The following is a 20100-nucleotide window of genomic DNA, read 5'->3' as shown; positions in this document are numbered from 1 at the left end:
TTATTCGCCTGCGGCGCCCGAGGCATCGGCAGACGTGCGTTTGCGCTTGCTGGAACTGCGACGACGCTTCTTCGGCCCATCGCCAGCGCCATCGCCTTTGCTGCCGAGGTCACGAATCATGTCGCGGCGTTGGCTGTCATTGGCGTCCTGGTAATCGGTCCACCATTCGCCCAGGCCGTCGGTCTGCTCGCCGGCGCTTTCGCGCAGCAGCAGGAAGTCGTAGCCGGCACGGAAGCGCGGGTTGTCCAGTAGCAGGTCGGCGCGTTTGCCGCTGCGGCGTGGCAGGCGCTCCTGCATGTCCCAGATCTCGCGGATCGGCATGGTGAAGCGTTTCGGGATAGCGATGCGCTGGCACTGCTCGGCGATCAGCTCGTGCGCGGCTTCCTGCATGGCCGGAATCGCAGGCATGCCACGGTCCTGCAGGCGCATTACGCGTTTTGGAAGCGCTGGCCACAACAAGGCGGCAAACAGGAACGCCGGGGTCACCGGTTTGTTCTGTTTGATGCGCAAGTCCGTGTTGATCAAGGCTTCGCTGATCAGCGTGTGGGTGTAGGTCGGGTTGTATTCCAATGCCTCGGCGCTGGCCGGGAACAATGGGTCGAACAACTGCAGGTCCACCAGCATTTCGAAGGTGTCGGCGGCATACCCCGAGAGGAACAGCTTGAGCACTTCTTCAAACAGGCGCGCTGAAGGAATTTCCCGCAGCATCGGCGCCAGCTCACGAATCGGCGCGGCAGTGTGTTTCTCGATACCGAAGTTCAGCTTGGCGGCGAAACGCACCGCTCGCAGCATGCGCACCGGGTCTTCCTGGTAGCGCTGCGTCGGGTCGCCGATCAAGCGGATCAGGTTGTTGCGAATGTCGTGTACGCCATTGGCGTAATCGAGGATGCGCTCGCTGACCGGGTCGTAATACAAGGCATTGATGGTGAAGTCGCGGCGTTGCGCGTCTTCTTCCAAGGTGCCGTAAACGTTGTCGCGCAGGATGCGCCCGCTCTCGTTGCGGGAAGACTGGTTGGTGTCTTCCTCTTCATCGTTTTGCGGGTGGCCGGCGCGGAAGGTCGCGACCTCGATGATTTCGCGTCCAAAGTGGATGTGCACCAATTTGAAGCGGCGACCGATGATTCGCGCATTGCGAAATTCGGCACGCACTTGTTCGGGCGTGGCGCTGGTGGCGACGTCGAAATCCTTGGGCGTGATATTAAGCAACATGTCGCGCACGCAACCACCCACCAGGTAAGCCTGGTAGCCGGCGTTCTGCAAACGTTCGACGATGTTCACTGCATAACGGCTGAATTGAGCGCGCTGCAATGAATGCTGATTGCTGTTAAGCACTTCAGGCGTGCTGCGAATGTGTTGCGTACGACGCAAGGGGGAACGGAATGACTGGAACAACTTCTTCAGCATGGGATGCACTGTTTGAAGGAATGTTCGGCCATAACGAAGAATGACCGCATGATGGGCCGGGATTCTAGCATTTAGTCGGGGGATGGTGTAGGAACAAGCTGCAAGGCTTGAGCCAGAAGCTTAAAAGAAGGATTGGCAGGTACCAAATTGCGGAAACTACAAGGGGAGCCGAAGCTCCCCCAGAAGTAGTTGCGTGCTCTATTTTTATTATTGATTGCGGGCTTCTTGTTTTTGTTGATCGCCCTCGCCGTGAAGTTCTACCTTCATGACACTCCCAATCGGGAGTCAAGAGCAAACGGATTGCTTTGGTCGCTGTGTTGCTGATCTACGATCCAACCAGTTCAGGCTCTGCCTTAGGGCAGTTTTTGTTGTTCTCGGCCTGGTTGCGGGGCAAGCCCCAAATGCAACGCCTCTCCAAAAGAATCAGTTAGCTGCGCCTCCGCCGTGTTGTTTTTATTATGCGTGAGTCGATTCGTCTTATTTTTATTGTCTGGTACTGAGCTTGTTATTGTTTTTGTACTAAGCATATAGCAGGGTGCGTGCCAACTTTTGTGCCGCCCAGCAAAATCGGGGGGTTGAGGTGGTTTCGGGTTTTTTGAGGGCCAAAAAAAGCCGGGGCTTCGTTACCGTAAGCCCCGGCTTTTGTTACGCGAAAAAGCAGCGGTAACAGTTTTTTCACATCTGAGAGTGTTACCTGTGGGGGCGCACCCTCAACTTTCGCTGGCCACCCCGGTCTTGCGCCGTGGAATACCCAGGCGCTGGCGCCGTTCCCACAGGCACTTGCGGCTCACGCCCAGCTTGCGAGCCAGTTCGGTCTCGGTCATGTGGTCCTGATGCTCAAGGACGAAGTGCTGGAAGTAATCTTCCAATGACAAATCTTCCGTCGGCTCATGGCTGGTATTGCTACCGCCCTGTTGTGGGGCCAGGCCGATGAAGTCGTCGTCTTCCAGGTCACTGAGCTCGATATCGATGCCCAGCAGCTCGGCGGAAATTTCCGGGCTCTCCGACAGGATCACCGCTCGCTCGACCGCATTCTCCAGTTCCCGCACGTTACCCGGCCACGAGTAATGCCGAATCGCCTGCTCAGCGTCCGGTGCGAACTTGAGATCGGTGCGGTTGATGCGCGCGCTCTGGCGCAGCAGAAAGGCACTGGCGATCTCGTTGACGTCGGCGCCGCGCTCACGCAGGGCCGGCAACTTGAGGGCGATCACGTGCAGGCGGTAATACAAGTCTTCACGGAACTGGCCGATCTTGGCCAGGCTCTTGAGGTCACGGTGGGTCGCTGCGATCAGGCGAACATCGACCTTCTGTGATTGCACCGAGCCTACGCGGCGAATCTCGCCTTCCTGCAACACGCGCAGCAAGCGCGCCTGGGCTTCCAGGGGTAGCTCGCCGATTTCGTCGAGAAATAACGTGCCGCCGTCCGCCGCTTCCACCAGGCCCGCACGCCCGGCGCTGGCGCCGGTAAACGCGCCTTTTTCGTGGCCGAACAGTTCGGACTCGATCAGGGATTCGGGGATCGCTGCGCAGTTCACCGAAATCATCGGTGCCTTGGCGCGCTTGGACAGGTTGTGCAGGGCGCGGGCCACCAGTTCTTTACCGGTGCCAGATTCGCCCTGGATCAATACATTGGAGTCGGTGGGCGCCACTTTGCGGATCTTGCTGTAAAGATCCTGCATGGGCGGGCAGGAGCCGATGATGCCGATCTCGCCATTGCTGTTGTCGACGCCTGGCTTGTCCGCACCATTGGCAGCCTTGCCGGCGGGGCGCTGTTCGGCGGGCGCGCTGCTGGCCGACTGACGGTCGCGCAGAATGCGGGCCACGGCCTGGAGCATTTCGTCGTGGTCGAAAGGCTTGGCGATGTAGTCCACCGCGCCCATCTTCATCGAGTCCACTGCCGAGCGCAGGCTGGCGTAGCTGGTCATGATCAGCACCGGGGTGCCCTGGCCAAGCTTGATCAGCTCGGTACCGGGCGCGCCCGGCAGGCGCAGGTCGCTGACAATCAGGTCGAACGTGGGAATGCTGAATCGCTCTTGGGCTTCCTGCACCGAGCCGGCTTCGCTGACCTGGTACTGATTACGTTCAAGCAGGCGACGCAAGGCAGAGCGGATAATTGTTTCGTCTTCGACGATCAAAATGTGCGGCATTGATTCAATTCTCTCGACGGTCTCAGTTCACAGCGGACGTCGCTTCGACATGACGCGGCAAGGTCACCCGAATACGGGTGCCGCGTTGGCTTTCGGTGTCAGCCGGGCTGTCGATGGTGATTTGTCCATAATGCTCTTCAACGATGGAATAGACCAGTGCAAGGCCCAGACCGGTACCTTCACCGGGGTCCTTGGTGGTGAAGAAAGGTTCGAACAATCGGTCCATGATGTTCTGTGGAATACCGCTGCCTTCGTCTTCCACGATCAGATCGACCGTGTGCTCGAAAGCCTCGCTCTTGACGCGTACCGCGCTGTGCGGCGGGGAGGCGTCGCGGGCGTTGGACAGCAGGTTGATCAGCACCTGCGCCAAGCGTTGGGAATCGCCGTCGACCCAGTGGTCCGGGTCGCACAGATTGAAGAACTGTACTTCGAAATTGCGCCGGTTCAAGGCCAGCAGCCCAATGGCATCCTGCGCCACTTCGGCCAGACACACCGCTTCGTCCTGATTCTGATGGGCGCCGGAATGGGCGAAGCTCATCAGCGATTGCACGATGCGCGAAACGCGCTTGGTCTGTTCGAGGATCTGCCCGCTGATTTCGGTGATTTCGCCGTCTTCTTCGCGCTCCTCGCGCAGGTTCTGCGCCAGGCACGCGATACCGGTGATCGGGTTGCCAATTTCGTGGGCCACGCCCGCCGCCAGACGGCCAATGCTGGCCAGTCGCTCGGAGTGCACCAGCTTGTCTTCGAGCATTTGGGTGTCGGTCAAGTCTTCAACCAGCAGCACCAGGCCGCTGTTACCGGGCGCCAGCGGCTCGTCGATGGCGGCTTTGTGCAGGTTGAGCCAGCGGGTCTGGCCGTCGAGCGCCAGGTGCTGCTTGTGCAAATGCTCGTCGGGCAGGTTGATAAAGCCTTGCAGCAGTTCTTTCCATGGGTCGCCCAGGGTGTTCAGGCGTGAGCCCACCACCCGCTGCGCCGCGATGCCGGTCAGTTCTTCCATGGCCTTGTTCCACATCAGGATCTCTTGATCCTTGGCCAGGGAACACACGCCCATCGGTAATTCTTGCAGGGTTTGGCGGTGGTAACGGCGCAGCGCATCGAGTTCGGCGGCAAGGCCGGTGAGGCGTGAGTGGTAGTCCTCCAGCCGGCTCTCGATGAAATGGATATCTTCGGTCACGTAGTTTTCGCCGCCGGCCTTATAGGGCAGGAAGGTTTCGACCATGTCCTGGGACACGCTCGGCCCCATCAACCCGGACAGGTTGGCCTCGATGCGGTCGCGCAAGCGGCGCAGCGCGTACGGGCGGCGCTCGTCGAACGGCAGGTACAGATCGCGCAGCGCCTGCTCGACTTCCTTCTGCGCAGCCTTGGCGCCCAACGGCTTGGCCAGTTGCGTGGCGAACTCCTGGGGCGAGGCAGCATGCAGTTCGCGGCGTTGCGGGCGGCGCACGTTGTCCACTGCGCAGGCTTCGGCGGCGCTGGTTTCTTCGGGGCTGGCGTTGGTGAACAACGAGATCAGGGTGAACATCAGCACGTTGGCCGCCAGCGAGGCGATGGCCGCCATGTGCCAGCTGGTGTCATCGAGCACGTAAATCATGTTCAGCAACGGAATGTAGAAGCCCTGCAAGTTACCGACCAGCGGTAGCAGCATGGTGACGATCCACACCAGAATCCCCGCCAGCAGCCCGGCGATAAACCCACGGCGATTGGCCGTCGGCCAGTACAGCACCGACAACACGCCCGGCAGGAACTGCAAGGTGGCGACGAACGCGACGATGCCGAGGTTGGCCAAGTCTTGCCCGGCGCCCAGCAGCAGGTAGAAACCATAGCCGGCCATGATGATTGCGACGATCAGCGCGCGGCGCGTCCATTTCAGCCAGCGGTAAATGTTGCCTTCGGCCGGCGGCTGATACAGCGGCAGCACCAAGTGATTGAGCGCCATGCCCGACAGTGCCAGCGTGGTGACGATGATTAAGCCACTGGCCGCTGACAAACCGCCGACGTAAGCCAGCAACGCCAGGGATTTGCTATTGGCGGCAATGCCGACGCCGAGGGTGAAGTATTCCGGGTTGGTGGTCGCCCCCAGCTTGAGGCCGGCCCATAGAATCAACGGCACCGCCAGGCTCATCAGCAACAGGAACAGCGGCAGGCCCCAGCTGGCGCTGACCAGGGAGCGCGGGTTGAGGTTTTCGGTGAACGTCATGTGGTACATGTGCGGCATCACAATCGCCGAGGCGAAGAACACCAGCAACAGCGTGCGCCATGGGCCTTCCTGCAACGGTGTGTGCAGGGCGGCGAGGGCGGTCTGGTTTTGCAGCAGCCACAGTTCCAGCTGTTGCGGGCCGTCGAACACACCATAGAGTGCATACAGGCCGACACCGCCGATGGCGATCAGCTTGATCACCGACTCAAAGGCAATCGCGAACACCAGGCCTTCGTGTTTTTCACGGGTGGCGATATGGCGTGAACCGAAGAAAATCGTGAACAGCGTGATCAGCGCGCAGAAGGCCAGGGCGACGCGATGCTGCACCGGCTCGCGGGTGAGGATGCTGATGGAATCCGCCACGGCCTGGATTTGCAGGGCCAGCAGCGGCAACACGCCGAGCAGCATGAAAATCGTGGTCAGCGCGCCGGCCCAGGTGCTACGAAAGCGGAAGGCAAACAGGTCCGCCAGGGACGACAGCTGGTAGGTGCGGGTGATTTTCAGGATCGGGTACAGCAACACCGGCGCCAGCAGGAACGCGCCGGACACCCCAAGGTAACTGGAAAGAAAGCCGTAGCCGTACTGATAGGCCAGGCCCACGGTGCCATAAAACGCCCAGGCGCTGGCGTAGACGCCCAAGGACAAGGTGTAGGTCAACGGATGGCGAATGATCGCCCGCGGAATCATTCCGCGCTCACTGATCCAGGCCACGGCGAACAGCGCAGCCAGGTAGGCGGCGCTGATCAGCAGCATCTGGGTGAGGCTAAAGCTCATCGGCATCTTTTTGGCTCTGCAGGATAAAGGTCACGACGATCAGGATCAGCCACAGCAGATAAGGGCGATACCAGGCGCCTGTGGCGTCGATCCACCAATCCATGATGGCGGGGGAAAACAGGTAGATCCCGACGACCAGCAGCAGGACCAATCGATAGATGTACATGTTGGCCTCTGATTAAAAAACTGCGGCGATGGTAACGGATGGCTGGCAACCTGCAAGCGCCTTCAGCTCAATTGCGCTTCGGCCAGCGTGAGTGTGCGCGGGATCCGGGTTGCATCCCAGTGCGCAATGCCCCAATCCAGCAGTTCCCGTGGGCTGGCGTGCAGCAGTTCTGCGCCGGCCGGCTGGCCGAGGGCGCGCAATGCCCTTAACAGCAAAGGCGTGGCTTGGTCGGGTGTCAACGGCGGGGAACGGTAGGATTTGCCCAACTTATTACCGTCCGGTTGGACGATCAACGGCACGTGCAGGTAGCGCGGCTGGCGCAGGCCCAGCAGTTCTTGCAGGTACAGCTGGCGCGGCGTGGAATCGAGCAGGTCGGCGCCGCGCACGATATCGGTCACACCTTGCCAGGCATCGTCGAGCACCACGGCCAGTTGATAGGCATACAGGCCGTCGCGGCGACGGATGACGAAATCGCCTACATCGCGGCCCAAGTGCTGTCGGAATTCGCCTTGTACGCGGTCGGTAAAGTGGTATTCCAGCTCAGGCACGCGCAGGCGGATCGCCGCATCTTGCTGGTCATGCCCGGCATTGCGGCACAAACCCGGGTAAATCCCGTGGTAGGGCTCCAGTTGTTTGCGCGAACAGGTGCAGGCGTAGGCCAGGCCGTGGTTGAACAGGCCGTTGAGGACTTCGGCGTAGGCGTCATGCCGTTCGCTTTGTCGGACCAGTTCACCGTCCCATTCAAAGCCATAGCTTTCCAAGGCGTGCAGGATCGCTGCCTGGGCGCCGGGCTCTTCGCGGGGTGGGTCGAGGTCTTCCATGCGCATTAGCCAGCGGCCTTGATTGGCGCGGGCATCAAGGTAGGAGGCGAGGGCGGCAACCAGCGAGCCGAAGTGCAAATGGCCGCTGGGCGTGGGGGCGAAACGCCCGATATAGGTAGAGGCTGTCATGGGCCGGATACTACTGGAAAATCGGCAAACGCCAGAAACAAAAATGGGGCGTTTGCACGCCCCATTCGTTCAGCCCGGCAGGATTACTTGCCGACCTGTTTTTCCTTGATTTCAGCCAAGGTCTTGCAGTCTACGCACAGGTCCGCGGTTGGGCGGGCTTCCAGGCGGCGAATACCAATCTCGACGCCGCAGGATTCGCACCAGCCATATTCCTCGTCTTCGATCAGTTGCAGCGTTTTGTCGATTTTCTTGATCAGCTTGCGTTCACGATCACGGGCTCGCAGTTCGAGGGCGAATTCCTCTTCCTGGCTGGCACGGTCTGCCGGGTCCGGGAAGTTGGCGGCTTCGTCCTTCATGTGGTCAACGGTGCGGTCGACCTCTTGCATCAAGTCCTGCTTCCACTTCTGCAGGATCTTGGTGAAGTGCTGGCGCATGGGCTTGCCCATGTACTCCTCACCTTTCGCTTCGACGTAAGGTGTGAAGCCACTGAGGCTCTGCTGCTGTTGCTTTGCTTGGGTGGACATGAATAGACCGCCTCTCACTCTTCTAATCCATTGCGCAGGATTGCAACGTCACCGACACCTGCCGGCCCTGCGGCTGCAAGCGGGCGAACTTACCAGATAGATTCGGGGTGCGCCACTCCCGGTTGTCGAGGCCCAATACGGCGGGGTTGCAAACAGCAGCAGCCCGCCATGGCTGGGTATAGCTTGCCTCGAATGTTGATTTTAGTCGTTTTGCAAGCGCGTGCTGGGTTCATCGTCGACGGCCGAGCAGGCAATAGAGCATGTTTTACCGCGAGGGTTCGGTAGAATCCTGATTTTGTCCTCACCGTTAAGGAAGGCTAATGGCTCAGCCCTACAGTGCGCGCAGTCGCGCCATCGAACCCTTTCATGTCATGGCGCTGCTGGCGCGAGCCAATGAGCTGCAGGCGGCCGGCCATGATGTGATCCATTTGGAAATCGGCGAGCCGGACTTCACCACGGCCGAGCCGATCATCCAGGCCGGCCAGGCAGCGTTGGCCAACGGCAAAACCCGCTACACCGCGGCCCGTGGGCTGCCCGAGTTGCGCGAGGCCATCAGCGGGTTTTACCAGCAGCGCTACGGGCTAAGCATTGATCCTGAGCGCATCCTGATCACTCCGGGCGGCTCCGGCGCCTTGCTGCTAGCGAGCAGCCTGCTGGTCGACCCGGGCAAACATTGGTTGCTCGCCGATCCAGGCTACCCGTGCAACCGACATTTCCTGCGCTTGGTGGAAGGCGCGGCGCAACTGGTGCCGGTCGGCCCGGACGTGCGCTACCAATTGACCGCCGACCTGGTGGCCAAACATTGGGACCAGGACAGCGTGGGCGCGCTGGTCGCGTCGCCGGCCAACCCCACCGGCACGATCCTCACGCGGGACGAATTGGCGGGGTTGTCGAGCGCAATCAAGGCGCGTAACGGTCACTTGGTGGTAGACGAGATCTATCACGGCCTTACTTACGGCACCGACGCCGCCAGCGTGCTGGAAGTCGACGACGACGCGTTTGTCCTAAATAGTTTTTCGAAGTATTTCGGCATGACCGGCTGGCGCCTCGGTTGGCTGGTGGCGCCGCCCGCTGCGGTAAGCGAATTGGAGAAGCTGGCGCAAAACCTCTATATCAGTGCGCCGAGCATGGCCCAGTACGCGGCGTTGGCCTGCTTTACCCCGCAAACCCTGAGCATTCTGGAAGAGCGCCGCGCCGAATTCGGTCGCCGGCGGGACTTCCTACTGCCCGCCCTGCGCGAGTTGGGCTTCGGCATTGCGGTAGAACCGGAAGGCGCGTTCTACTTGTACGCCGATATCAGCGCGTTCGGCGGCGATGCCTTCGCGTTCTGCCGTCATTTCCTCGAAACCGAACACGTAGCCTTCACGCCGGGGCTGGATTTCGGCCGCTATCAAGCCGGTCATCATGTGCGTTTTGCCTACACGCAAAACCTCGATCGGTTACAGGAGGCGGTGGAGCGCATCGCCCGTGGTTTGCGGAGCTGGCAAGGCTGATGCGTTTTCATCCTCCCCTCGAAGAAGCGCGGCTGATTCGCCGCTACAAGCGTTTTCTCACCGATATCGAAACCGTTACCGGCGAGTTGCTGACGATTCACTGCCCGAACACCGGTTCGATGTTCAATTGCATGGTGGAGGGCGGCCAGGTCTGGTTCAGTCGCTCCACCGACCCCAAGCGTAAATTGCCAGGCACCTGGGAGATCGCCGAAACGCCTCAGGGCCGGCTGGCGTGCGTCAACACCGCGCGCGCCAATCAGCTGGTTGAGGAGGCGTTGCGTGCCGGGGTCATCACTGAGCTCAACGGCTTTACCGCGTTGAAGCGCGAAGTGCCTTACGGCCAGGAAAAAAGCCGCATCGATTTTCGCCTGGATTACCCACAGGGCGCGGCGTTTGTCGAAGTCAAAAGTGTCACCTTGGGCTTTGACGGCACGGCAGTGGCAGCCTTTCCCGATGCCGTGACCCAGCGCGGCGCCAAGCACTTACGCGAGTTGGCGCACCTGGCGCGTGAGGGTGTGCGGGCGGTGCAGTTGTATTGCGTCAACCTGTCGGGCATCGAGGCGGTGCGCCCGGCGGTGGAAATCGACGCCGGTTACGCTGCGGCGTTGCGCGAGGCCAAGGCCGCCGGTGTGGAGGTGCTGGCCTACGGTGTGCACGTCACGCCTGAGGAAATTTACGTCGACCGCCGTTTGGAGGTGCTGATCGGCGACTAGAGTTCCACCCACAAGCCCTGTGCGTCTTCGCGGCCGGGCAGGGCGGTGAGGCTTTGGCCCGCGCAGGGGCCGGCGATGCATTCGCCGCTTTCGATCAGAAACAGTGCGCCGTGCGTGGCGCACTGGATCAGGCTGGCGCTGGTGTCGAGGAACTGGTCGGGCTGCCATTCCAACGGGATACCGCGATGGGGGCAGCGGTTGATATAGAAGTAGGCAATCCCGTCCCGGCGTACGGCCAATAGCTTGCAACCGTCGATCTCAAAACCGAGGCTGCTGTTGGGCGCGAGGGTATCGGAGGGGCAGAGAAACTTCATTTCAATCCTTAAGTGCCTTGACGTGCAAATGCAAACAATTATCAAATACCGGCTTCGCCCGTCAGCTGATTGGGCGCTCAGTACGATGCCAGGCAGGCTTAATCTGTCACATTGATGAGTGCTTGAGTGGCCCTGCCCTTGGAAGGAAACCCTGTTATGCGCTTGAGTACCAGCGCTATTGCGCTTGTTGCCTCACTGCTGGTCAACCACGGGGCGCAAGCCTCTGAACTGCCACAACGCTGGGTCAGTGCGGGTGGGGCGCTATCGGAATGGGTGACGGCCTTGGGCGGTGAGTCGAAGTTGGTGGGAGTCGATACCACCAGCCAGCACCCGGCGTCGCTGAAAGCGTTGCCGAGTATCGGTTATCAGCGGCAGTTGTCGGCTGAAGGCATCCTCAGCCTGCGCCCGCAAGTACTGGTGGGTACCGAAGAAATGGGGCCGCCGCCGGTGCTCGCGCAGATTCGTGGTGCGGGCGTGCAGGTGGAGATGTTCTCGGCCGAGCCGGACCTTCCAACCCTGAAGGGCAACCTGCAGCACTTGGGCAAGTTGCTGGGCAGCGAGGCAAAAGCCAACGAATTGTTTACCGGATATGAACAGGCACTTGAGCAGCAGAAGCACTGGGTCACCCAGGCCCAAGCCACGCAGAAGGCGCCGGGTGTGCTGTTGTTGCTCGGCCATGCGGGCGGCAAGCCGCTGATCGCGGGTAAAGACACCGCCGCTGATTGGCTGTTGCAACAGGCGGGTGGGCGCAACCTTGCGACCCACACCGGCTACAAACCCTTTTCGGTGGAGTCGCTGGCTGGGTTGAGCCCTGATGTACTGGTGTTTGCTGACCGTGCCCTGACCGGCGATGCCGCGCGTGCGGCCTTGTTCAAGGAAAACCCGATTTTGGCCTCAACGCCGGCGGCCAAAAATGGCCGGGTGTTCGAGCTGGACCCGACCCTGCTGGTCGGCGGCCTGGGGCCACGTTTGCCGCAAAGCCTGGTGCAACTGTCTGCCGGGTTTTATCCGTCCCAGGCTAACCCTGCCCCATGACCACTCTGGTTAAACCGAAAACGCTGTTTATCGGGCTGGCGCTGTTGTGTGTCTTGGCGATCTGGCTCTCATTGGCCCTAGGGCCTGTCAGCTTGCCGTTGTTAGATACACTCAGGGCCGCCTTGCGCTTGATGGGCGTGCCGATTGAAGCCCAAGGCCTGGAACAGGCCGAGCTGATCCTGGGGCAGATCCGCCTGCCGCGCACATTGCTCGGCCTGGCGGTCGGCGGCGTGCTGGCGTTGTCGGGTGTGGCGATGCAGGGGTTGTTCCGTAACCCGCTGGCTGATCCGGGGTTGGTCGGGGTGTCCAGTGGCGCGGCGCTGGGGGCGGCGGTTGCGATTGTGGGTGGTTCGTTGTTTGGCGGGCTGCCGGATGCGGTTGGGCCGTACTTGCTGTCGTTATGTGCCTTTCTGGGTGGTTTGGGGGTCACGGCGCTGGTCTACCGCTTGGGGCGCCGTAACGGCCAGACCAATGTCGCAACGATGCTGCTTGCCGGCATCGCCCTCACGGCCCTCGCCAGCTCGGCGGTGGGGTTGTTTACCTACCTGGCGGACGACGCCACCTTGCGCACCCTGACCTTCTGGAACCTGGGCAGCCTCAATGGCGCAAGCTATTCGCGGTTGTGGCCGTTGCTGCTGGTGAGCGCCGGTGTGGCGCTGTGGTTGCCGCGCCGGGCCAAGGCGCTGAATGCATTGTTGCTGGGTGAGTCCGAGGCCAGTCATCTTGGGATTGATGTGGAAGGGCTCAAGCGTGAGCTGGTGTTCTGCACTGCCTTGGGGGTGGGCGCAGCAGTGGCGGCGGCGGGGATGATCGGGTTTGTCGGGCTGGTGGTGCCGCATCTGGTGCGGTTGCTGGCGGGGCCGGATCACCGGGTACTGTTGCCGGCCTCAGTACTGGCGGGGGCGAGTTTGCTGTTGTTTGCGGATTTGGTGGCGCGCCTGGCCTTGGCGCCGGCGGAGTTGCCGATTGGTATCGTAACGGCGTTTATCGGCGCACCATTTTTTCTCTATCTGTTATTGCGGGGGCGTGCCTGATGCTGCGAGTGGAAGCGCTGCAGATCCGGCGCGGTCGCAAGACTGTGTTGGCTGATGTCAGCCTGGACCTGTTGCCGGGCGAAGTGCTCGGCGTGCTGGGGCCCAATGGTGCTGGCAAAAGTACATTGCTCGGCGCGTTGTGCGGTGAGCTGCATCCGGACCAAGGCAAGGTGTGGCTGGACCAGCACGAGTTGAAGAACTGGAGGGGGTCGCAGCGTGCCCAGCGGCTGGCGGTATTGCCGCAAACGTCGACCCTGGATTTTGCCTTTCGGGTTGAAGAGGTCGTTGGCATGGGACGTTTGCCGCATCAGACCGGGCGAGTGCGTGATGACGAGATCATCAATGCAGCGTTGCACGCGGCGGATGTCGGGCACTTGAGTGGTCGCAGCTACTTAGCGTTGTCTGGCGGCGAGCGCCAACGTGTGCACCTGGCGCGGGTGCTCGCGCAGTTATGGCCGGGGGAGGCGGGCCAGACGTTACTGTTGGATGAGCCGACGTCGATGCTTGACCCCTTGCACCAGCACACGACCTTGCAGGCCATCCGCAGCTTCGCCGATCGAGGCGCGGCAGTGTTGGTGATCCTTCATGACCTGAACCTGGCGGCTCGCTACTGTGACCGCATTCTGTTGCTGGAGGGTGGGCGTCCACATGCCTTGGATACACCCGCAGAGGTGTTGCGACCTGAGCCACTTAAGGCTGTATTTGGTTTGGATGTGTTGGTGCAGCCGCATCCGGAGCGTGGGCATCCGTTGATTATTGCGCGCTGAGGCGCGCTTTCTGTCGGCAGCTTTTTACAGGCAGCTTTCTATAGGTAAAAAAAGACCCGGCAAGAGCCGGGTCAAATAACCGTGATTAGCCTGATGAGGAGATAATCTGAGAGTCCGAACCAATGGTCTTTCAGTTATCGGCTGATCTCGCGACCAGTTGTGATAATCATAACGATTCTCATTTGAGAGTCAACATTTGTTTTTGCGCATCCTGCTGGTTTTCTCAATCACGTGTTCGCAAGGCTCGTAAACATTGGGTTTGGTCGCCGAACTAATTCTTCTGACGCGTTGAGAGGGCATCCAACTGACGGTTCAGTGCTTCCTTTCTCTCCGCAGAAATGTCGTTCCAGTGCACATCCATCAACGCGCCTTCAATTGCATACAGCAGTACTTTCGATGCTCGGAACCCGCGAGTTCTCACGGCCCGGTAGGCATCGACCGCTCCCAGGCGGCGCAAGTCGGACGCGCTGTGGATGCCCACCGCATGCAGCCACTGCGCCGACGTCTTGCCCAGGTTTTTCAGGTGTTGCAGCTCATCGTTCATCAAGCCTCCTTGCGACGGCCGAATGGTGCGGTGGGTATCGTGACCAGGCAAGCCTGAAAAGGAGTGTAGCGCTCAGTAGGAAAAGCGTGGTTCTTTGGTCAGGAAGGGCTGAAAAGCTTATAAGAATAGCTAGGGGGATTTGCGGTAGGCAGGCGCGAATCACCCGGCACGCGGGATGCGTAGCCGGGGTCGGTAGGTGGCGTCACTTGGTGCGGTAGCGCAGGCGAGTGCCGAAATTGACCGACATGAGGATCTCGTCGGCAGTCAGTTCAGCGGGGAAGTAAGTGCCGGAAATCTGTGCATGGGCCAGGCTGGCGCCTTCCAGCGAGCAGTCGCGCAAGTCCAGGCCGCGCAGGTCGGCAGAACGGAAGTAGGCGTCGGTGAAATCGACACCACCGGCGTTCAGGTCGCGCAGGTCCAGCCCTCGGAAGTCACCACCGCGCATGTCGATGATCCCGTCTTTAGGGCGTTCCTGGTTGAAACCTCGAATGTCGTCCTTGTGCAGGAGCGCGTAGAGCGGGGTATCAAGAAGCTTGGGGTGACTCATGACGGCGACTCCTGTTGGAATTATGACGCCATTATAGTGCCACTATTTCTCGGTCGTGCACCGTAGATCGGTGACACGACCAAGAAATATTTCTTACAGGCCTGGCAGGCGCTGGCGAATATGCGCCACCAGAGCATCCAAGGTTCCGCTTTCATTGGTCTCTACACGCTTGCTGAGCAGCAGCTCTTCGGCTGTCAGCGGGTCGCGATTGGCCTGTTGCTCTTCGATGACGGTCAGCGTCGCGTCGGACGGGTCGTTTTTATCCGCCTGACGCTGTGCCAGCCAGCTGGCGATAACGGCTTGTGGTGCGTTGCAATCCAGGATCAGGAAAGGCGCGCCGGTGGCTTCAGCAACCTTGGCGGCGGCGTCGCGCTGTTCGCGTTTCAGGAAGGTGGCATCCAGCGCGACAGGGTAGCCGGCGCGCAAGACCGTTTCGGCGATTTCGTTCAAGCGTGCATAGGTAGCAGCGCTGGCGTCGGCAGCGTAGATGCCGGCCTGTGGCGTGTTCTCCACCTGCTGCTCGCCAAACAGGCGCTTGCGCTCCACATCCGAACGCAGGCGCACGGCGCCCAGCGCTTCTACCAGGCGCATGGCAACGTGGCTTTTGCCGACTGCCGATACACCGTGGGTAATTGCGAGAAAGCGCGAAGGAATGGTGCTGTAGCTTTCCGCCAGGTTGGCATAGTTGCGGTACTGGCGCAGCGTGGTGGCGCGTTGCACCGGGCTGGCTTCGCTCGGCATGCTGAACAGCGCAACCTTGGCGCGTACCAACGCGCGGTAGGCTTTATAGAAGTTCAGCACTTCGAGGCCTTGGTAGTCGCCGGTCAATTCCAAGTACTGGCTGATAAAACGGCGTGCCAGGGATTTGAGGCCCCGGTCTTCCAAGTCCATCGCCAAGAAGCCGGTGTCGGCCCATACATCGGTGAAGCGGAACGGTTCGTTGAACTCGATGCAGTCGAAGATCACTACTTGGCCGTCGATCAGCGTGGCGTTGCCCAAGTGGATATCGCCGTGGCATTCGCGAGTGAAGCCTTCCAGTTTGCGCTGTGCCAGCAGTGGCTTGAGGCGCTCGAAGCTGCTTTCAGCCCAGGCTTGCAGGGCTTCCAGTTGTGCCAGGTCAGCCTTGTCGCTGAGGAAGGGGCGGATCTGCTCGAAGTTCTGACGTACTGGCGCCATCACCTCGTCCGGCGTGCCGGCCGGGTGCTCCTGGGGAACCTTAGGCGCGGTGAGATGGAAATGTGCGATCTGCGTGGCCATTTCATCAATGTGCGCGCTGGTCAGTTCACCATTGGCTTGCAGGGTGCTGAGCAGTTGGCTTTGCGGGAACTGGCGCATTTTCAGCGCGTACTCGATCGCAGGGCCGTCGCCGCCCAATTGCGGAGCTTCGGCAGTGCCGGTAATCGGCAACACTTCAAGATACAAATCTTCAGTCAGGCGCTGGTTGAGGCGCAGCTCTTCGTTGCAGAAGTGGCCTCGATCCTTGAGCTGGGTGAAATCCAGGAAGCCGAAGTTCATCGGTTTCTTCAATTTATAAGCGAAGGGGCCAGTCAGGATGACCCAGGAAATATGGGTCTCGATAACTTGAAACGCTTCAACCGGATGGGGATATAAAGCCGGGTTTTGCAGGGCAGCGATCAGGGACTGGCTCACGGGCGATCCTTCAAAGTCTGGGGGAAATCATGGCGGGCATTATGGCTGTTACAGCTGGTCGTGCAAACCGCTGTCCGGCTCATGTTGATCATCAATAAAGTGCGTATAATCCGCCGCCATGACTCGAACCCGATCTCCCCGTTCCCGTAAAAAACCTCCTTCGCGCGGCCTGCGCCCGTGGCTCGGCTGGGCGCTCAAGCTCAGCCTGGTGGGCCTTGTGGTGCTCGCTGGCTTCGCGGTGTACCTCGATGCCGTGGTCCAGGAGAAGTTTTCCGGCAAGCGCTGGACCATTCCGGCCAAGGTGTATGCGCGCCCGCTGGAACTGTTCAGCGGCCAGAAGCTGAGCAAGGAAGACTTCCTGACCGAGCTCGATGCGCTGGGCTACCGCCGCGAAGCTGTGAGCAACGGCCCGGGCGCCGCAGCGGTCAGCGGCAATACCGTCGACCTGAACACCCGTGGCTTCCAGTTCTATGAAGGCCTGGAAAAAGCCCAGCCAGTGCGTGTGCGTTTCTCTGGTGATTACGTCGCCGAGCTGTCGTCGCTCAATGGCTCGAAGTTGCCTGTGGTGCGCCTCGAGCCGCTGCTGATCGGCGGTATTTACCCGAAGAACCTTGAAGATCGCATCCTGATCAAACTCGATCAGGTGCCGCCATATCTGCTCGAAACCCTGGTTGCCGTGGAAGACCGCGATTTCTACAGTCACTGGGGCGTGTCGCCGAAGTCGATTGCCCGCGCGATTTGGGTCAACACCTCCGGCGGTAAGATGACTCAGGGCGGCAGTACGCTGACGCAGCAATTGGTTAAGAACTTCTACCTGACCAACGAGCGCAGCCTGACGCGTAAGCTCACTGAAGCCATGATGGCGATGTTGCTGGAGCTGCATTACAGCAAGCAGGAAATCCTCGAGGCGTACCTCAACGAGGTGTTCGTCGGTCAGGATGGCCAGCGCGCCGTGCACGGTTTTGGCTTGGCCAGTCAGTTCTTCTTTGGCCAGCCATTGTCCGAATTGAAGCTGCATCAGGTCGCATTGCTGGTGGGCATGGTCAAAGGGCCGTCCTACTACAACCCGCGTCGCAACCCGGAGCGTGCGCTTGAGCGCCGTAATCTGGTGCTGGATGTGCTGGAGCAGCAGGGCGTAGCCACCGCTGAACAAGTCGCGGCGGCGAAGAAAATGCCACTGGGTGTAACCACCCGCGGCAAGCTGGCCGACAGCTCGTTCCCAGGCTTTATCGACTTGGTCAAACGTCAACTGCGTGAAGACTACCGCGACGAAGACTTGACCGAAGAGGGCCTGCGGATCTTCACCAGCTTCGACCCGATTCTTCAGATGAAAGCCGAAGCGTCGGTGAGCGACACCTTCAAGCGCCTGACCGGCCGTAAAGGCTCCGATGAAGTCGAAGCTGCCATGGTCGTGACCAACCCGGAAACCGGTGAAGTGCAGGCCATGATCGGCAGTCGCCAAGCCAGCTTTGCCGGTTTCAACCGTGCGCTGGATGCCGTGCGGCCGATTGGCTCGCTGGTCAAGCCGGCGGTTTACCTCACGGCCTTGGAAAAACCGAGTAAATACACCCTGACCAGTTGGCTCTCGGATGACCCACTGTCAGTCAAAGGTGCCAATGGCCAGGTGTGGACGCCGCAGAACTTTGATCGACGCTCCCACGGTACGGTGTTCCTGTACCAGGGGATTGCGCACTCCTACAACATTTCCACCTCACGCCTGGGGCTGGAAGTGGGGGTGCCGAATGTGTTGAAAACCATCGCGCGCCTGGGTGTCACTCGTGAGTTTCCGGCCTTCCCGTCGATTCTGCTCGGCGCTGGCGCCATGACGCCGATGGAAGTGGCAACGATGTACCAGACCCTCGCCAACGGTGGCTTCAATACACCGATGCGGGGCATTCGCAGTGTGCTGACCGCCGAAGGCGAGCCGCTCAAGCGTTACCCGTTCCAGATTCAGCAACGCTTCGATGCGGGCTCCATCTACCTGATCCAAAACGCCATGCAGCGCGTGATGCGCGAAGGCACCGGGCGCTCGGTCTACAGCGTGCTGCCATCGAACCTGACGCTGGCGGGCAAAACCGGTACCAGTAACGATTCGCGTGACAGCTGGTTCGCCGGCTTCGGCCAGGACGTGCTGGCGGTGGTGTGGTTGGGCCGTGACGATAATGGCAAGACGCCGTTCACCGGTGCGACCGGTGCGCTGCAGGTCTGGACCAGTTTCATGCGCAAGGCCGACCCGCTACCGTTGAACATGCCGCAGCCGGACAACATCGTGCAGGCCTGGATTGATCCGCATACGGGGCAGGGCTCCGATGCCAACTGTCCGGGCGCGGTGCAGATGCCGTATATTCGCGGCAGCGAGCCACCACCCGGAGCCGCATGCGGTGGCAGTGCCCCCGCTGACGCGGACTCGGTGATGGATTGGGTCAAGGGCTGGATGAATTAAGCAAAGAGGGTTTCAAGTGAACAAGTGGTTGATTCCAGCTATTACAGCTCTAGCGGTGCTCAGCGGTTGCTCAAGCGTGCAACGCGGCTCAATTCCCGTAGTGGACTCGAGCACGGCCGTCTCGAATAACGATCGCATCTCGGCCAACGGCGGTTTCCGCCAGACCGTGGTCAAGCGTCCAGCCCAAGCGACCGCTCAAACCATTGCGCAGGATTCGGGTGTGGTGGTGATGGTGCCGGGCGCTGGCGCTGCGACCTCGGCGCCGATCAGTGCCGAGCCGTGGACTCCAGGGCCAAGCACGTCGGGGCCGGTTGATGCCGCGCCGATCCAGACGGCGCCGGTCAATCAAGGCACCTACAACATGCCGTCGACGCCAAGCGGTATTCCGTCGTCGTCCAGTGCTGGTGGCCTGTCGGCCGACGAGCAGTTGGACGGGCCGGTATTGGCCTTGCTGACCACTGCTCAACAGCAGCAGTCCGGTGGCGACTTGAATGGTGCGTCGTCGAGTCTGGAGCGTGCCCAGCGCGTGGCACCGCGCGAGCCGCAAGTGTTGTATCGCCTCGCCCAGGTGCGCATGGCCCAGGGCGATGCGCCGCAAGCCGAACAGTTCGCACGACGTGGCCTGAGCCTGGCCAACGGCCGACCAGACCTGCAAGCCAACTTGTGGGCCTTGATTGGTGACGCGCGCGCCGCACAAGGCGATGCTGCCGGCGCCGCTCAAGCACGGCAAAAAGCCAAGGTCAGCCTCTGATGGATGTGCGTTTCCCAGCGATTGCCGAACAGTTGTTGCTGATTGAGCGCGAATTGCGTGTACAGGGCTGGTGGGACGAGGCGTCCCCCAGCGTCGAAGCGCTCAGCAGTGTCGAACCGTTTTCGGTCGACACCCTGGATTTCCATCAATGGCTGCAATGGATCTTCCTGGTGCGCATGAAGCAGATCCTCGAGCAGGATCTGCCATTGCCCAATGCATCGGGGATCATGGAAATGGCGGAGATGGTTTACGCCGATCGGCCGCTGGAGAGCCTTGGCTTGCGCAATGCGCTGAAAAAGTTCGACCAACTGATCGTCGACGCTCGTTAATTGCCTGACTGCCGGTTTTTCCGGCAGTCTTGCGCACATTTCTACCGCTTGACGACATTCAGGCGAGTTTTATCCCTCCTCAAGCCTCTTTCTTATACGTTCTCATGCGCTTAGTTGGAAAAAAGCGCAATTATTGCTTGACTTGAAGGGGCTGAAACAGAAGAATCCAAAGTCCGCTGTATCGGGACTGCCAGAAGCAGGCCCGCTCAGCAGATCATGAGGCGCACATCCGCGCCGACCTGTAACACCCGCAACGCGTTACCTCGCGCTGGGTGGGAAAAGCCCGCAACACTTGGGACGATCCCAATACTTGCTCAG

At 60.5% G+C, this 20100-nt stretch carries 18 protein-coding genes; 8 read left to right on the top strand and 10 right to left on the bottom strand.

Annotated elements, in window-relative coordinates; genetic code table 11:
* The 6 genes from KZH41_RS26595 to dksA all read right to left on the bottom strand — a co-directional run bounded on the left by KZH41_RS26595 (position 1) and on the right by dksA (position 8162).
* Entirely contained in the window at positions 1–1404 is a 1404-nt protein-coding gene (locus KZH41_RS26595; RefSeq protein ID WP_094950180.1) for a polynucleotide adenylyltransferase PcnB, read from the bottom strand.
* Between the two features lie 710 nt (positions 1405–2114).
* Positions 2115–3551 carry a sigma-54-dependent transcriptional regulator gene (locus tag KZH41_RS26590; protein WP_242152557.1) on the bottom strand — a complete coding sequence of 479 codons (1437 nt, stop codon included), beginning with the start codon at positions 3549–3551 and terminating at the stop codon, positions 2115–2117.
* 22 nt (positions 3552–3573) lie between these two features.
* Positions 3574–6528 carry a sensor histidine kinase gene (locus KZH41_RS26585; protein WP_176462918.1) on the bottom strand — a complete coding sequence of 985 codons (2955 nt, stop codon included), beginning with the start codon at positions 6526–6528 and terminating at the stop codon, positions 3574–3576.
* Entirely contained in the window at positions 6512–6688 is a 177-nt protein-coding gene (locus KZH41_RS26580; RefSeq protein ID WP_003176118.1) for a hypothetical protein, read from the bottom strand. Before KZH41_RS26580 ends, KZH41_RS26585 begins: the two co-directional genes overlap by 17 nt.
* 62 nt (positions 6689–6750) lie before the next feature.
* Positions 6751–7638, bottom strand: coding sequence for a tRNA glutamyl-Q(34) synthetase GluQRS (gluQRS, locus tag KZH41_RS26575; RefSeq protein ID WP_094950177.1), 888 nt, complete (start codon positions 7636–7638; stop codon positions 6751–6753).
* An 83-nt stretch (positions 7639–7721) separates the two neighbouring features.
* The gene (gene dksA / locus KZH41_RS26570; RefSeq protein ID WP_026083092.1) at positions 7722–8162 is read right to left on the bottom strand and encodes an RNA polymerase-binding protein DksA; all 441 of its coding nucleotides are present in this window, start codon (positions 8160–8162) and stop codon (positions 7722–7724) included.
* A 320-nt stretch (positions 8163–8482) separates the two neighbouring features.
* On the opposite strand from dksA, the gene KZH41_RS26565 reads away from it, so the two are divergent.
* Entirely contained in the window at positions 8483–9655 is a 1173-nt protein-coding gene (locus KZH41_RS26565; RefSeq protein WP_242152547.1) for a pyridoxal phosphate-dependent aminotransferase, read from the top strand.
* A complete protein-coding gene (gene sfsA, locus KZH41_RS26560; protein WP_242152544.1) occupies positions 9655–10368 on the top strand; it encodes a DNA/RNA nuclease SfsA in 714 nt (237 codons plus the stop codon). Before KZH41_RS26565 ends, sfsA begins: the two co-directional genes overlap by 1 nt.
* Here the strand turns inward: sfsA and KZH41_RS26555 are convergent.
* Positions 10365–10682 carry a Rieske (2Fe-2S) protein gene (locus tag KZH41_RS26555; RefSeq protein WP_094950174.1) on the bottom strand — a complete coding sequence of 106 codons (318 nt, stop codon included), beginning with the start codon at positions 10680–10682 and terminating at the stop codon, positions 10365–10367. The genes sfsA and KZH41_RS26555 overlap by 4 nt on opposite strands.
* Positions 10683–10838: 156 nt before the next feature.
* Here KZH41_RS26555 and KZH41_RS26550 point away from each other — a divergent pair, with 156 nt between their 5' ends.
* Genes KZH41_RS26550 through KZH41_RS26540 form a run of 3 tightly spaced genes read left to right on the top strand, consistent with a single transcriptional unit; the run spans position 10839 to position 13518 of the window.
* On the top strand, positions 10839–11717 hold the full coding sequence (locus tag KZH41_RS26550; RefSeq protein WP_263274007.1) for a heme/hemin ABC transporter substrate-binding protein: 879 nt from the start codon (positions 10839–10841) through the stop codon (positions 11715–11717).
* Positions 11714–12751, top strand: coding sequence for a FecCD family ABC transporter permease (locus KZH41_RS26545; protein ID WP_094950172.1), 1038 nt, complete (start codon positions 11714–11716; stop codon positions 12749–12751). The genes KZH41_RS26550 and KZH41_RS26545 overlap by 4 nt, the downstream gene beginning before the upstream one ends.
* The gene (locus KZH41_RS26540) at positions 12751–13518 is read left to right on the top strand and encodes a heme ABC transporter ATP-binding protein (protein WP_263274006.1); all 768 of its coding nucleotides are present in this window, start codon (positions 12751–12753) and stop codon (positions 13516–13518) included. The genes KZH41_RS26545 and KZH41_RS26540 overlap by 1 nt, the downstream gene beginning before the upstream one ends.
* Positions 13519–13789: 271 nt before the next feature.
* On the opposite strand, the gene KZH41_RS26535 is transcribed toward KZH41_RS26540, so the two are convergent.
* The 3 genes from KZH41_RS26535 to KZH41_RS26525 all read right to left on the bottom strand — a co-directional run bounded on the left by KZH41_RS26535 (position 13790) and on the right by KZH41_RS26525 (position 16259).
* A complete protein-coding gene (locus KZH41_RS26535) occupies positions 13790–14062 on the bottom strand; it encodes a TfoX/Sxy family protein (protein ID WP_094950170.1) in 273 nt (90 codons plus the stop codon).
* Between the two features lie 202 nt (positions 14063–14264).
* Positions 14265–14609, bottom strand: a complete 345-nt coding sequence (locus tag KZH41_RS26530) for a pentapeptide repeat-containing protein (RefSeq protein ID WP_094950169.1) — start codon at positions 14607–14609, stop codon at positions 14265–14267.
* A 93-nt stretch (positions 14610–14702) separates the two neighbouring features.
* Positions 14703–16259 (bottom strand): AAA family ATPase, encoded by a 1557-nt coding sequence (locus tag KZH41_RS26525; RefSeq protein ID WP_094950168.1) that lies wholly within the window; start codon positions 16257–16259, stop codon positions 14703–14705.
* A 118-nt stretch (positions 16260–16377) separates the two neighbouring features.
* Here KZH41_RS26525 and mrcB point away from each other — a divergent pair, with 118 nt between their 5' ends.
* The 3 genes from mrcB to KZH41_RS26510 are packed head-to-tail and all read left to right on the top strand — an operon-like array spanning position 16378 to position 19782.
* Complete coding sequence (gene mrcB, locus KZH41_RS26520; protein WP_094950167.1) at positions 16378–18702, top strand: penicillin-binding protein 1B; 2325 nt, start codon at positions 16378–16380, stop codon at positions 18700–18702.
* A gap of 16 nt (positions 18703–18718) precedes the next feature.
* Positions 18719–19453 carry a tetratricopeptide repeat protein gene (locus tag KZH41_RS26515; RefSeq protein WP_242152535.1) on the top strand — a complete coding sequence of 245 codons (735 nt, stop codon included), beginning with the start codon at positions 18719–18721 and terminating at the stop codon, positions 19451–19453.
* Positions 19453–19782, top strand: coding sequence for a YqcC family protein (locus KZH41_RS26510; protein ID WP_094950165.1), 330 nt, complete (start codon positions 19453–19455; stop codon positions 19780–19782). Before KZH41_RS26515 ends, KZH41_RS26510 begins: the two co-directional genes overlap by 1 nt.
* Positions 19783–20100: the final 318 nt, after the last annotated feature.

The sequence above is a fragment of the Pseudomonas sp. YeP6b genome, assembly GCF_025642995.1.
Lineage (GTDB): Bacteria > Pseudomonadota > Gammaproteobacteria > Pseudomonadales > Pseudomonadaceae > Aquipseudomonas.
The sequence above is the reverse complement of the archived record's forward strand: the minus strand, read 5'-3'. Positions and strand labels throughout refer to the sequence as shown.